At 45.6% G+C, this 14,254-nt stretch carries 8 protein-coding genes; 7 read left to right on the top strand and 1 reads right to left on the bottom strand.

Translation table 11 applies throughout. The annotated features are described in order from the left end of the window. The first annotated feature begins 54 nt into the window (after positions 1-54). The 3 genes from SCB77_RS08715 to SCB77_RS08705 all read left to right on the top strand — a co-directional run bounded on the left by SCB77_RS08715 (position 55) and on the right by SCB77_RS08705 (position 7,311). Positions 55-2,199, top strand: coding sequence for a hypothetical protein (locus SCB77_RS08715; protein WP_320186043.1), 2,145 nt, complete (start codon positions 55-57; stop codon positions 2,197-2,199). 369 nt (positions 2,200-2,568) lie between these two features. After that, positions 2,569-5,592, top strand: coding sequence for a SusC/RagA family TonB-linked outer membrane protein (locus SCB77_RS08710; protein WP_320186042.1), 3,024 nt, complete (start codon positions 2,569-2,571; stop codon positions 5,590-5,592). 9 nt (positions 5,593-5,601) lie between these two features. Beyond that, positions 5,602-7,311: a RagB/SusD family nutrient uptake outer membrane protein gene (locus SCB77_RS08705; RefSeq protein ID WP_320186041.1), complete on the top strand. Its 1,710-nt coding sequence runs from the start codon at positions 5,602-5,604 to the stop codon at positions 7,309-7,311. Between the two features lie 50 nt (positions 7,312-7,361). Here SCB77_RS08705 and SCB77_RS08700 read toward each other — a convergent pair whose 3' ends face one another. Beyond that, a complete protein-coding gene (locus tag SCB77_RS08700) occupies positions 7,362-8,069 on the bottom strand; it encodes an NUDIX hydrolase (RefSeq protein WP_320186040.1) in 708 nt (235 codons plus the stop codon). A 359-nt stretch (positions 8,070-8,428) separates the two neighbouring features. Between SCB77_RS08700 and SCB77_RS08695 the strand changes: the two genes are divergently transcribed. From SCB77_RS08695 to SCB77_RS08680, 4 genes are all read left to right on the top strand, one after another. Beyond that, positions 8,429-10,105 (top strand): ribulokinase, encoded by a 1,677-nt coding sequence (locus SCB77_RS08695; protein ID WP_320186039.1) that lies wholly within the window; start codon positions 8,429-8,431, stop codon positions 10,103-10,105. A 54-nt stretch (positions 10,106-10,159) separates the two neighbouring features. Next, the gene (locus SCB77_RS08690; RefSeq protein WP_320186038.1) at positions 10,160-10,855 is read left to right on the top strand and encodes an L-ribulose-5-phosphate 4-epimerase; all 696 of its coding nucleotides are present in this window, start codon (positions 10,160-10,162) and stop codon (positions 10,853-10,855) included. A gap of 85 nt (positions 10,856-10,940) precedes the next feature. Further along, positions 10,941-12,443, top strand: coding sequence for an L-arabinose isomerase (araA, locus tag SCB77_RS08685; RefSeq protein ID WP_320186037.1), 1,503 nt, complete (start codon positions 10,941-10,943; stop codon positions 12,441-12,443). A 76-nt stretch (positions 12,444-12,519) separates the two neighbouring features. Continuing rightward, the gene (locus SCB77_RS08680) at positions 12,520-14,223 is read left to right on the top strand and encodes a sodium:solute symporter family transporter (RefSeq protein ID WP_320186036.1); all 1,704 of its coding nucleotides are present in this window, start codon (positions 12,520-12,522) and stop codon (positions 14,221-14,223) included. The last annotated feature ends 31 nt before the right edge of the window (positions 14,224-14,254 follow it).

The following is a 14,254-nucleotide window of genomic DNA, read 5'->3' as shown; positions in this document are numbered from 1 at the left end:
TCATGCTAGAGTACGCTTACCTATTTATCGATAGACAACGTTCAAATAGATGCGATGAAAAAGAATATCATCTTTGGGCTTTTACTGCTGCTTTGTCCCTTCTGTTGGGCGCAACAGCCTTCTAACATAAATCGTAAGGCTGTCGTGCAACGGCACAATATTGTCAATAATAGCATGGATACGCTGGCTTCTTTGACCGTTGGTAATGGTGCTTTTGCCTACACGGTCGATGCCACTGGTATGCAATCTTTTCCGGTGTACTATCGCAATGGCGTTCCCTTGGGCACACAATCTGAATGGGGATGGAATAGTTTTCCAAACACAAGCGGCTTTAACTTCGAGGAAACGCTGAAGACCTACGACTTTAACGCAGAAGGCCGACAGGCAAAATATAGCGTACAGCACAAAGAAAGTGATCGACATCGGGAGGCGACGGAATATTACCGTGTTAATCCACATCGTTTGCAACTTGGAAATGTAGGCTTGGAGATCAAACGTAGAAACGGAGAAACGGCCAAGGTAGGCGATATACGAGGAATTGAACAAAGCATTGACTTATGGACGGGGATAATACATAGTGTATTTCAGGTGGAAGGACAGCCTGTGGAGGTGTGGACTGTTGCTGGGCAGAGTTCCGATCGACTGGCGGTAAAAGTTTCTTCATCTTTAATTGCCGAGGGACGAATCAAGGTTTTCCTGCGATATCCTTATCCAACGGGGAAATTTTTGGATGAAGCCGTATATTATGAAGAAGAATCGAAACATCATTCCGCCTTGTTAGTGCAAAATAGCACGATGGCATTGATTGAACATATCCTGTCGGGGATCACTTATTTTACTCGGTTTCAATCCACAGCAGGGCACTATGCACACAAGGGAAAACACCATTTCGTGTTTACACCGAATACACAATCAGATACTTTTGAGTTGATATGTTCTTTTGCTGCTAAAAATGAATTCGATGAAAGCAAGCTAAGTTATAAACAGACGGAAAAAGAGAGTACCGCTTCTTGGGCTGCCTACTGGAAAAGCGGTGCTGCGGTAGACTTTGCAGGTAGTACCGATCCACGTGCACAGGAGTTGGAGCGGCGCGTGGTACTGTCGCAATACCTTACCAAGGTGCAGTGTGCGGGAAGCAATCCTCCCCAGGAAACGGGATTGACCTTTAACAGTTGGTATGGCAAGCCGCACACCGAGATGCATTGGTGGCACGGCGTGCACTATGCGCTATGGGGACGTCCGGAAATCATGGAGAAAACCTTGGCGTATTACTTTCGAACCTTCGATAAGGCAAAGCTATTGGCAGAGCGCCAAGGATATCAAGGCGTGCGCTGGATAAAAATGTCCGATCATGCGGGTAACGAAAGTCCTTCTTCCGTTGCGGCATTCCTTATTTGGCAACAGCCTCACATCATTTATATGAGCGAGTTGGCCTATCGACATCATGCTGATACATCTATTTTGCAACTATATAAGGAACTAGTGTTTGCTACGGCAGATTTTATGGCCGACTATGCCTATTATGACAACAAAAAGGACCGGTACAATTTGGGGCTGGGTGTTATTCCGGCACAAGAGGTGTTTAAGGCGGCAGAAACGAAAAATCCGACATATGAGCTAGCCTATTGGGACTGGGCTTTACGCACCGCGCTCCGGTGGAAAGAACGCTTGGGCGAGGCTCCTGTTCAAAAATGGAAGGAGGTAATCGATAAATTGGCTCCTTTACCAGTTCAAGACAATGTGTATTTGGCTACGGAAACCGCTACGGATAGTTATACCTTTCCGAAATGGATGACAGACCATCCTGCAGTCTTAGGAGCGTTGGGGATGGTACCCAATTCGACCAAGCTGGACACAGCCATTATGAAAAATACATGGGATACCGTATGGTCAAAATGGCATTGGAAAGATACCTGGGGATGGGATTTCCCGATGACGGCCATGAATGCCGCACGCCTAGATTTACCTCAAAAAGCGTTGGATGCTCTTTTTATGGATATTCAAACAAACACGTATCTGAAAAATGGGCACAATTATCAGGATGACCGATTGCGAATCTACTTGCCCGGTAACGGCGGTCTACTTACGGCTGTTGCCATGATGTTGGAAGGTTGGGACGACTCGGCCGGAGAGTTTCCCGGCTTTCCAAAGGATGGTACTTGGAAAATTAGCAAAGAAGGCTTCAAGAAAATGCCTTGATAATCAGTGTTATCATCGGCCTTGAAGCCATATTCGACTATTTTGAACCAAAATTAGACATCGAATTCTACCCCCCTCTCTATATTTGCTGTTGTGATAATGACGTGCCAAGGCCGTCAAGCTAAAATATAAACCAAGAAGTTAGCACAAAACGTTTACTGCATTTGGCCTTTGCCAGATAGAATTGTACAAGGGGATCCTTCGATGCCTAACGTATCATGCTAATGACCATTTTAAACAAACAAAAAACAGCAGTATGAACCAAAATTAAACACAAAAAAAGAGAAGGAAGAGATCTATCGACAGCCTAATTATGCAATTGCTACGGGATAGATGAAATGTTAACCAAGAATCAACAACCAACAAACTATGCTAAAAATTATTACAAAATCAACTTTCAAAGCATTTCTAATGCTTTTCTGTGTGATGCTATCGGCTTTGCCGGGCTTCGCGCAGCAAGCCTCCATCAGTGGACAGGTGAAGGACGTGACAAATGGCAGCGCACTGGGCGGCGTGACCGTCGTGGTTAAAGGGGGAACGGCAAGTACACAGACTGCTGCAGACGGAAAATTTACGCTCAACGTAAACCGTGGTGCCGTATTACTGTTTACCTATGTAGGCTATGCGGAGCAGGAAATCACCGTGGGTCAGACAAATAATCTCGATGTATTACTTAGCCCTAGCGACAATATGCTGGAGGAGCTCGTGGTAGTGGGATATGGCTCGCAAAAGCGTTCCGATATTACAGGTTCCGTTGCTTCGGTGCCTAAAGAGCGTTTGTCTCGTTTGCCAGTGACAAACGTGATGCAGGCGATTCAGGGATCAGTATCCAACGTAAATATTTCCCAAGCGTCTTCAGTACCAGGCGACGCACCCTCGACATTAGTTAGAGGACAAAATTCGATGAGCGGCGGCAGCGGTCCGTATATCGTGGTCGATGGGATTCCATTAACGCGAACGGATGGATCCATCAACGATATCAATCCCAACGATATTGAATCGGTAGAAGTATTGAAAGATCCATCTGCAGTGGCAATTTACGGGGTAAATGGATCTAATGGGGTTATTTTGATCACAACAAAGCGTGGAACGACGGGTAAACCTACGATTCGCTATAGCGGTTATGGTGGTGTGGAAGAAGCTGCGCACATATTGGAGCCGGTTTCCGGAGAGGAATTGCTCAATCGTTATCAGGAATACGCACGGATAAACAATTCGGCGTTGTATAATGGAGGTCCGGTACGCAATCAATTTGAATACGATAATTATATCAACGGAACTACGACAGACTGGTTTGATGCGGTGATGCAGACGGGTGTCATACAGAACCATAACGTAGGCATATCTGGCGGGAGCGAGAACGCACGCTATTTTATATCGACCGATTATCTAAACCAAAAAGGTATTCTAAAAGGCTATAATTATAAACGTTACTCCTTCCGGGCGAATACAGATTTTACAGCCACCAAATACTTATCTGCGGGAACCTCTGCCTTTATTGCTTCGCACAATCGGGATGGCGGCCGTGCCAACTTGATGCAAGCCGCGGCCATGAGCCCATATGCAAAAATGTTCAATGATGACGGTACGCTTACGCAGTTTCCTATGTACTCCGAGCAATTATGGACAAATCCACTGTTGCCGACGACGTTAAACCCAGAGAGAAGAGAGTTTAACGTGACATTGAACGGCTACGTGGAAATGAACTTCGGTCAGATTTGGTCGCCCTTAGCTGGTTTGAAATACAAGTTTAACGGAGGTTATACCTTTGTGCCCAAGCGTACCAACGAATACGAAGGGGAGTCAGTCTATAATTTCGCTGGTTTAGGCAGAATTACCAACAGGGAGTCACAGACGTATACCATTGAAAATATCTTGACCTATACAAAGGACTTTGGCTTGCATCATTTGGACTTTACAGGATTATACGCGTCGAAAAGCAAATATTATCAAGAAGCTATTGCGACAGGCGAAGTCTTTCCGAATGACGCCCTAGGATGGGGAAATTTAGGTAGCGCTTCTACGCAGAAAGTATCTTCTTTTGCTGACTTGTACCGTAGTATTTCACAAATGGGAAGATTAAACTATGTTTATGATAGCCGCTATATGGCTACATTAACGGTTCGCCGTGATGGAGCCTCCGTTTTTGGTAGCAACTATAAATATGGGGCTTTCCCGTCTGCAGCTTTGGCGTGGAATATTCACAACGAATCCTTTATGGCAAACACCAAAAATGTAATTAATAATTTAAAATGGCGTATCTCTTATGGGGTTTCTGGAAACGAAGCAATTACTGTTTATCAGGCTTTAGCTTTGATGGATTCCAATCCATTGGCGATGGGCGGTCTATCTAGTGCGGCAATACGTTTAAGAACACGAATGGGAAATGGCGATCTACGATGGGAAAAGACCGCAGGTTTCAATACCGGTGTTGATTTTGGTCTATGGAATAACCGTTTAACAGGTACCGTTGAATTTTATAAAACGCATACACAAGATATGCTTATGGACCAAAACTTACCGCGTTTAACTGGCTTTGACAAGGTCTGGAGCAATTTAGGGAAACTCGAAAATACGGGTATTGATGTGACCTTGACATCTAAAAATGTTGCTAAAGAGAACTTTACTTGGTCTACGACCGTAGTTTTCGCCCATAACAAAAACAAAATCGTAGATATCTACGGTGACGGTAAAGATGATTTAGGTAACCGTTGGTTTATCGGGCATCCCGTTGGTGTAATCTACGATTACACGAAAGTGGGTATTTGGCAAGAAGCAGAGATCGCCGCTGGAGTCAATAAAGGTTGGGATGAGCAAGCCGAGGCAGGAGCTGTGAAGCTAGCCGACTTAAGTGGCGATGGAATCATCAATAATGATGACCGTAGAATTCTGGGACAAACTGCGCCGAAGTGGACAGGCGGCTTAACGAATACATTTACTTACAAAGATTTTAGCCTAAACGTCTTTATCACGACCACACAGGGAGCGCTACGTAATAATCCACAGATTGGCGGTGCCTCTGATGAAATGGGTCGACGTAGCACACCGGCAGCATTAGGTTATTGGACGCCAGAAAACCAAAGTAATGAATGGCGGTCTTTAAGCAATCGGTCGAATATATACGGATACGGATTTCCATCTAATGCGAGCTTTACCCGTTTAAAGGATGTAACCTTTAGCTATAATCTGCCTAAAACAGTGGCGAGCCGAATCGGTATTGGTGGCATAACGGCCTACGCTAGCGGACGCAATTTATATACATGGACCAATTGGCTAGGCTGGGATCCAGAGGCACGCGATGTTCCGCGTGGGAATAGCGTAGACGGTGTTGGTGATGCATTAAATTATCCAATGGTGCGCACTTATGTTGTTGGTTTAAATCTTACCTTTTAATATACAGTCATGACAATATATAAACACACAAAAATATTCTCTCTTCTTGCGCTGCTAGCCGTTGGAGCAAGTTCGTGCAGCGACAGTTTCTTAGACGAAAAGCCATATTCTAATTACGACGCGGGAGCAAATGATCCATCAACCATTGAAAACCAGTTGATCGGTCTACACTATATATATGCTGAACTTTGGGGATACAGTGGGCAGCAGGGCTTCTTGTCCTGTTGGCAGATCGGTATGGATATTACGAGTGCAGGCTCTACGCAAGGCGTTGAAAATCCGTTTTACCAGTATGCCGATCTGAACTCCGAAAATGCTGGCGTTAGCTACATGTGGAACAAATGTTACCAGCTGATCAATAATGCCAATACCATTATTAAGGCATCGGAAGAAGCGAATCCGAAGGCTGCTGCCGAAGCCCGTTTTTTCCGTGCTTACGCTTACAATACCTTGGTCACGCTTTGGGGGGCAGTTCCGTTGTTGACCGAGTCGATCACTGTGCCGACCTTTAATTACAAGCGCACGGAAGTTGCTACGATTGATGCACTTATCGAACAGGATCTTGATTTCGCCGTGGCTAATTTGCCGGAAGTAGGCAGTGCTACAACCCAAAGCCGTATCAATAAAGACATGGCTCGACAGCTGGCGGCAGAAGCCTTTTTACGTGTCGGTGTGCGCGACGCAAGCTATTTTACAAAATCGGAAGTCATGTCTTCAGCAATTATCGATGGCGCAAAATATAAGTTAATTGAAGCGCGTTATGGCGATTACTTGGCACAAGGAGGCGATTATTACCGGGATATGTTTCGCCAAGGAAATATGCGCCGATCGGAAGGTAATACGGAAGCTATCTGGACCTTTGAACTGGAGTTTAATCGGGAAGTTAACGGTGGAACCATTGATAATCCACAACATCGTCGGGTCTGGCAACCGGGGTACCATAAGTGGGATGGAATGGTCAATGCTGATTCGCTAGGCGGTCGCGGAAATGGCCGTTTGCGCTTAAGCAATTTTATGAAATACACGGTGTGGAGAGGCCTTGATGGCGATATCCGCAACAGTAATTATAATATCCGCAGAACGACAAATTATAACCGTCCCAATTTCAGTGCGGAAATAGGCGTTGATGCAGCCGGCTTCCGTGTTGCGAAGGATGCTGGCGTGCGTAATGTAACCATTCGCACTGGCGATAAAGTTATTCCTTTCCGGACGGATAGCTTGGAGGTGTGGTATCCATACCCAACCAAATGGGGAGGTTATGATCCTTTGGACGATTTTGGATATGCTTTGGTGAAAGACTGGCCGGTGATGCGCTTTGGCGAAACCTACCTGTTACGCGCAGAAGCACGTCTCCGTCAAAACAATACGGCGGGTGCAGCAGCAGATATCAATATCCTGCGCAACAGAGCCTTTAAAGATGCGCGTACACGTACAGGTAATGCACTACTTGGTGTGGTTAATGCCGGGCAGATGACTGTTGATTTTATTTTGGATGAACGCGCTAGAGAACTTATTGCCGAGGAAAATCGTCGTATGACCTTGGTGCGTACGGGTAAACTGAAAGAACGTATGGCCTTAAATACCGATCAAGGACCAGCTAATAAGATTACCAGCGGATTCCAAGATCATAATGCGCTCTTGCCTATCCCATTGTCAGAGATTCAGCTTAACAATAAGGAGGGTGAAAATTTAGTGCAAAATCCAGGATACCCTAAATAGAAATACCTGTTTTGATGCACTGTTTGGCAGCAAATGCCAAGCAGTGCATCTTATTCATTTTCCATCGACCAACTTGGGAGATAACGTAGGAACGACATAATCTTCTCTTTATAGATATCTGTGTTCAGTCGGTAATAAAATGCACCTTTTTTAGAATTCTCCTTGTCCTTTTCTTTCAGTTTGATAATCAAGTCGGAGGATAGTAGCTTACGGCTAAAATTTCGCTTATCCAATTCGATATTATACACACATTCGTAAAGCGACGCGATCTGTGGGATCGTAAATTTTTCGGGCAGCAATTCGAATAAAATAGGATAGAGGGCGGCCTTTGTTCGTAAGGCCCGTTTGGCGGTAGTGATCATTTGATCATGGTCAAAGATCAAATCAGGGTGTTTATCCAATGGGAACCATTTCGCTTCGTAATGATCGCTGATGATATGCTCGTATTTGTGGGTGTCGATCAGCGCAACATAAGCCATACTGACTACACGTTCATGGCTTTCGCGTTTGGGGTCACCGAATATACCGCAGTGATCCATATACACATTCTCTAACCCTGTGAGTTCCTTTAGCACACGCGAGGCAGCTCCTTCGGGGCTCTCCGTCGGCTGTACAAATCCGCCCATCAGACTCCATTTGTTGCGCTCTGGTTCAATACCCCTTTTTATCAAAAGCAATTCCAGTGATTCACCATTGAACCCAAAGATAATGCAGTCAACCGCCAATAGAATGCTGGGTTCACCTTTGTAAAAGTCCATATTAATTTCTCTTCATCATTAAGTTTGCGGATGAGCAATGATCCGGTATGTGTCCCAAAGCTATAAAATAGTAGGTGGAAAACACAAATTTTTTTTGTCAGGATTCATCCGTTAAAGTATAAAAACATATTTGCCCCCGTGTTATCAGGGCTTCCGCGCTACGTCGTCAACCGCGTCAATTCCAATTGCTAAACGGATTTCCTGAAAAATTAAACAAAAATTTCTTTTTATAAAAAAATAAATGTTAATTTGACACTAATAATCTAAGAACACTCGCTATCGGTGGTTTAGTAACGAGAGGCTATTGGATTTTAAGTCGTATTATAAATCAGTATTATAAACCAAAAGGTATTTAAATAATGAATAAATCTTATGTGATCGGCGTGGACTATGGAAGTGATTCTGTTCGATCGGTTCTGGTGGACGCAATTAATGGCGATGAAATTTCATCATCGGTATTCTACTACCCTAGATGGAAAAAAGGTGATTTCTGTGATGCTTCGTCCAGCCAATTTCGTCAACACCCGCTCGATTACATCGAAGGGTTGGAATCGACGATTAAGGACTGTTTGTCCAAAGCGGGCGGAGCCACGATAGCGAAAGATGTGAAAGCCATTTCGGTTGATACAACAGGATCGACACCAATCGCGGTAAACGAAAAGGGTGTTCCTTTGGCCTTATTGGACGAGTTTGCTGAAAATCCTAATGCGATGTTTGTACTCTGGAAAGACCATACAGCGGTACTGGAGGCAAAGCAAATCAATGAACATGCGAAAAAGTTTGATGTAGATTACCTGCAATATGTAGGTGGCATTTATTCGTCGGAATGGTTTTGGGCAAAATTGCTCCATATCCTTCGTGCAGACGAAAAGGTGCGTGCCTCGCTTTATACTTGGGTAGAACACTGTGATTATATCCCCTTCTTGCTGACGGGTGGCACAAAGGCCGCAGATATCAAGCGGTCGGTTTGTGCTGCAGGACACAAATCCTTATGGTCGGCAGATTTCGAAGGAGGCTTACCGCCCAATGCATTCTTTAGTGCGTTAGATCCTTTATTGGATGGTATTACCGAACGTCTATTTACAGAAACCTTTACCTCGGCGGAGGCCGCGGGCAACTTGTCGCCTGAGTGGGCCGAACGGTTGGGCTTATCCACCGATGTGTTGATCGGCGTAGGCGCTTTCGATTGCCATATGGGGGCTGTGGGCGGACAAATAGAACCTTACTACTTAAGTAAGGTGATGGGAACCTCCACTTGTGACATGCTTGTTGCGCCAAAAGAGGAAGTGGCAGATACCTTGGTAAAAGGCATCTGTGGACAGGTCGATGGTTCTATTATTCCCGGCATGATAGGCATGGAAGCCGGTCAATCGGCTTTTGGTGATGCCTATGCTTGGTTTAAGCAGATCTTGATGTGGCCCGTAGCGAACTTGTTGGCAGATGCACAGGGTATTGCGGAGGATGATGTCGCTAAGATTACAGCGATCATCGATAGTCAACTTATCCCGCAGCTAAGCAAAAAAGCAGAAGCTTTACCGGTAACGGTACAGTCGGAATTGGCTATAGATTGGTTCAATGGACGCCGCACACCGGACGCGGATCAAACGTTGAAAGGAGCAATTCAGGGCTTGCACTTGGGGACTGATGCCCCACGTGTTTTCCGTGCGATCGTGGAGGCAACTTGTTTCGGTGCTAAAAGTATTGCCGATCGCTTTGTCGAGCAAGGTATTCCGGTCAAAGGACTGATTGGTTTAGGTGGGGTAGCAAAGAAGTCGCCTTATATTATGCAAACCATGGCTGACGTGATGAATATGCCTATCCGTATCCACAAGACCGAGCAAACTTGTGCTATCGGCGCTGCAATGTTTGCCGCTACCGTGGCGGGGATCTATCCGCAAGTGGAAGATGCTATGCATGCAATGGGTCAAGGATTTGAGAAAACCTACGAACCTCGTCCGGAGATGGTGGACATTTATGCCCTACGTTATCAGCGGTACAAAGAGGTGGGCGGCTTTATAGAAAGCCATAAAGCTTAAGCGGTATCCGCTGTTATCGCACTGACTTTTAACTTTTGACTTTTAATTTATATCATGTATCAATCAATAAAAGACGAAGCTTACCATTGCAACATGCAATTGCCTCAATTAGGCTTGGTGTTGTTTACCTTCGGAAATGTAAGTGTCGCAGATCGTTCTAAAGGCGTTTTTGCTATTAAACCTAGCGGCGTACCTTATGATGAGTTGACACCCGACAAAATGGTGATAGTCGATTTCGACGGTAAAATTGTGGAAGGTACACTGCGCCCTTCCTCGGATACAAAAACGCATGCCGTGCTCTATAAGCACTGGGAAGGAATCGGCGGAATTACCCACACGCATTCCACCTACGCCACTGCTTGGGCGCAAAGCCAACGCGACATTCCTATTTTTGGCACCACCCACGCAGACCACCTGACTACAGATATCCCTTGTGCGCCGCCCATGAGTGATGAGATGATCCTAGGAAACTACGAATATGAAACGGGATTTCAGATCATCAACCATTTCGAAGCACAGAAATTGGATTACAAAGAAGTCGAGATGATTTTGGTGGGCAACCATGCTCCATTTGCTTGGGGAAAAACAGGAATCAAGTCGGTATACAATAGTGCCGTACTCGAAACCGTCGCCCAAATGGCTCTCCTCACCGAGCAAATCAATCCACAGGCACCACGTTTAAAAGACGCCCTGATCAAAAAGCATTACGAGCGTAAACACGGTGGAGAAGCTTACTACGGACAGGAATAATTCAGTACAATATATTTAAAAATCGAGCAGACGAGGTGTGGAAAACAAAAAACCTTTAGCTCAACGACATAAAACGTATTTTAAAATGAACATTGATTTAAAAAGCTTAGAAGTTTGGTTTGTTACAGGAAGCCAAGATTTATATGGTGAAGAAACCCTACGTGAAGTTGCTGTACACGCTGAAGAGATCGCACAGTATCTTTCCGCGCACAATGGGATTCCCGTGACGGTGGCCTACAAACCAATCGTGAAGAATACAGAGGAAATCTACAACACGATTGTGGCAGCCAACACGGCCAGTAACTGTGTTGGGGTAATCACTTGGATGCATACCTTCTCGCCAGCGAAGATGTGGATCAGAGGATTGAAGGCCTTGCAGAAACCATTGTTGCACCTGCATACGCAATACAACCGCGATATCCCTTGGGGCAGCATCGACATGGACTTTATGAACTTGAACCAAAGTGCGCATGGAGACCGCGAATTTGGCCATATCGTGAGCCGCCTAAACATCGGCAGAAAGGTCGTTACCGGCCATTGGCAAGATGAAGAAGTGATCGAGCGCATCAATGTTTGGGCACGTGCAGCTGCCGCATGGCAAGATTGGCAAGGTGCTAAGTTTGTTCGTTTCGGCGATAATATGCGTTACGTTGCCGTTACAGACGGCGATAAGGTTTCTGCAGAGAGTCAGTTTGGATTCGCTGTCAATACGTACCCAATTGGCGATCTTGTGGCCGTTATCAACGAGGTCACAGAAACGGAGATCGACGCGCTACTAGCCGAGTATGAGGCATCTTATACTTTGGCGGCAAACGTGTTGGAGGGTGGCGAACAACGGCAGAGCTTGATCGAAGCCGCTAAAATAGAAATTGGTCTGCGCAAGTTCTTGGAAGCTGGAAACTATAAAGGCTTCACGGATACCTTCGAAGATCTTCACGGTATGATTCAATTACCGGGCTTGGCTGTTCAACGCCTAATGGCTGACGGTTACGGTTTTGCCGGTGAAGGTGACTGGAAAACGCCTGCGTTGGTACGCGCATGTAAAGTGATGGGCGCAGGACTTCCTGGCACAACGGCTTTCATGGAAGATTATACCTACAACTTTGACCCTAATAATGCCATGGTGCTGGGTTCTCACATGCTGGAGGTCGATGCAGCACTTGCAGCCGACAAACCTAGCGTGGAAGTTCATCCTTTGGGCATCGGCGGAAAGGCTGATCCTGCCCGTTTGGTGTTCAACGGTATTAGTGGAGCAGCGCTTAATGCGTCCCTAGTGGACATGGGCACGCGTTTCCGTCTTATCGTCAACAAAGTAGAAGGTGTTCCGGTGGAAGAAGCGTTGCCTAAATTGCCTGTCGCTCGGGTGTTGTGGAAGCCTCTTCCCGACATGAAAACCGGTTGTAGTGCTTGGATCTTAGCGGGTGGTGCCCATCATACGGCGTATAGCTTGAGCCTATCGCCAGAGTATCTTGAAGACTTTGCACGTATCGCTGGTTTGGAATATGTTGTGATCGATGAAAATACAACGCTCACGAACCTAGAAAATCAGCTTCGCTGGAATGAGCTCTATTATTTGCTAAAAAAATAAAACCTAAAGGCTTTCCAAAGTTCGTAGCGCATGCTCTTCCTTGGAAAGCCTTCATTATAAACCCGTACACAAAAACATGGAAAAATTTGCAACCGTAGACTACGTTATTTTCGTAATCTACTTTTTTATTGTAGCCGGATACGGTTACTGGATTTATCGCAAGAAAACGAGTGCGCAGAGCAGCAGTAAAGATTATTTTCTTGCCGAAGGATCTTTAACGTGGTGGGCCATCGGTGCATCGCTTATCGCTTCCAACATCTCTGCCGAACAATTTATTGGAATGAGCGGTAATGGCTTTGAAGTCGGTATTGCCGTCGCTGCCTATGAATTGATTGCCGCGGTAGCCCTTATTATCGTCGCCGTTTGGTTTATTCCGGTCTATCTGAAGAACAAGATTTTCACGATGCCGCAGTTCCTGAACAACCGCTATAACGAGACGACAAGTCTGATCATGGCTGTGTTCTGGTTGTTTCTTTATGTTTTTGTCAACCTAACGTCTATCCTTTATCTAGGAGCTATTGCGATATCAAGCATGGCTGGTGGTGGCGACAGCTTCCACATGATTATGGTTGCGCTCGCTGTGTTTGCCGTTATTATTACCTTGGGCGGTATGCGCGTTATTGGTTTCACGGATGTTATTCAAGTGGTGGTACTCATCATCGGTGGGGTAGCGACAACCTATGTGGCCCTTACGCTTGTGAGTGAGCATTTTGGCTTAGGAAAAGACGTGTTAGCTGGATTTAACAAGTTGATGGAAGATTCGCCGAACCACTTCAAGATGATTGTTGAAAAACCAGGGCCCGGCGCTTCACAGGAGGATATCAACAAGTACCTCATGTTGCCCGGTATCGGGATGTACCTAGCGGGTATCTGGATCGTGAACTTGAACTACTGGGGATGTAATCAGTATATCACCCAACGTGCACTTGGTGCTGATCTTAAGACGGCTCGTACGGGAATCCTTTTCGCGGGTTTGCTGAAACTGTTGATGCCAATCATCGTCATGTTGCCCGGTATTGCTGCTTACGTATTGTATAAAAATGGAGCGCTACAGCAAGAGATGGCACCGGGTGGAGTTTTCCATGCCGATAATGCTTACTCCGCAATTTTAGGCTACTTACCTAATGGAATGAAGGGCCTTGCTTTGGCAGCCTTGACGGCAGCTATCGTTGCTGGTCTAGCAGGTAAGGCAAATAGTATTGCAACGATTTTTACCTTGGATATCTACAAAAAGTATATCAGTAAGGAAGCCAGTGAAGCGAAGATGGTTTGGGTCGGTAAGATTACCATCGTGATCTCGATCTTGGTTTCGGTATTGTTTACTTGGAACGATACGTTGGGCATTGGTGGTGCTGGTGGTTTCACCTTTATCCAAAAATATACCGGCTTTATCAGTCCGGGTGTGTTTGCCATGTTCCTATTGGGGATGTTCTGGAAACGTACGACAGGGCCAGCTGCCATCACCGGTTTGATTACGGGTTTCGGCTTGTCGGTATTCTTCAACGAGTTTGCCACAAAGGTGTTTGGACCAGAGACGTGGATTTATACCGCTTATCTCAATAAACACGGCGTATATGAAATCCCATTCCAAATATGCATGGGCTTGGCCTTCGCCTTTACGTTGGTGTTGATGATTGCTGTCAGTTTATTCGGACCAAAGGAAAATCCGAAAGCTTTCGAGCTGGATCGCAAGATGTTCAAGGTAGAACCTTCGGTTATGGCCTTGATCGTGGTTACCTTATTATTGGTAACAGCGATTTACGTGCGTTTTTGGTCTTAAATGCTAACCTCTACCAAAATAAACTTTTAAT

It is taken from the genome of Sphingobacterium bambusae (genome assembly GCF_033955345.1).
Lineage (GTDB): Bacteria > Bacteroidota > Bacteroidia > Sphingobacteriales > Sphingobacteriaceae > Sphingobacterium > Sphingobacterium bambusae.
Note: the sequence above shows the minus strand (reverse complement) of the source record. Positions and strands in the feature narration are given on the sequence as shown.

What these genes read in the sequence shown, in the direction of transcription:
- SCB77_RS08715 (WP_320186043.1), top strand. Translation starts at nt 55, where the DNA reads ATGAAAAAGAATATCATCTTTGGGCTTTTACTGCTGCTTTGTCCCTTC.
- SCB77_RS08710 (WP_320186042.1), top strand. Translation starts at nt 2,569, where the DNA reads ATGCTAAAAATTATTACAAAATCAACTTTCAAAGCATTTCTAATGCTT.
- SCB77_RS08705 (WP_320186041.1), top strand. Translation starts at nt 5,602, where the DNA reads ATGACAATATATAAACACACAAAAATATTCTCTCTTCTTGCGCTGCTA.
- SCB77_RS08700 (WP_320186040.1), bottom strand. Translation starts at nt 8,069, where the DNA reads ATGGACTTTTACAAAGGTGAACCCAGCATTCTATTGGCGGTTGACTGC.
- SCB77_RS08695 (WP_320186039.1), top strand. Translation starts at nt 8,429, where the DNA reads ATGAATAAATCTTATGTGATCGGCGTGGACTATGGAAGTGATTCTGTT.
- SCB77_RS08690 (WP_320186038.1), top strand. Translation starts at nt 10,160, where the DNA reads ATGTATCAATCAATAAAAGACGAAGCTTACCATTGCAACATGCAATTG.
- araA (WP_320186037.1), top strand. Translation starts at nt 10,941, where the DNA reads ATGAACATTGATTTAAAAAGCTTAGAAGTTTGGTTTGTTACAGGAAGC.
- SCB77_RS08680 (WP_320186036.1), top strand. Translation starts at nt 12,520, where the DNA reads ATGGAAAAATTTGCAACCGTAGACTACGTTATTTTCGTAATCTACTTT.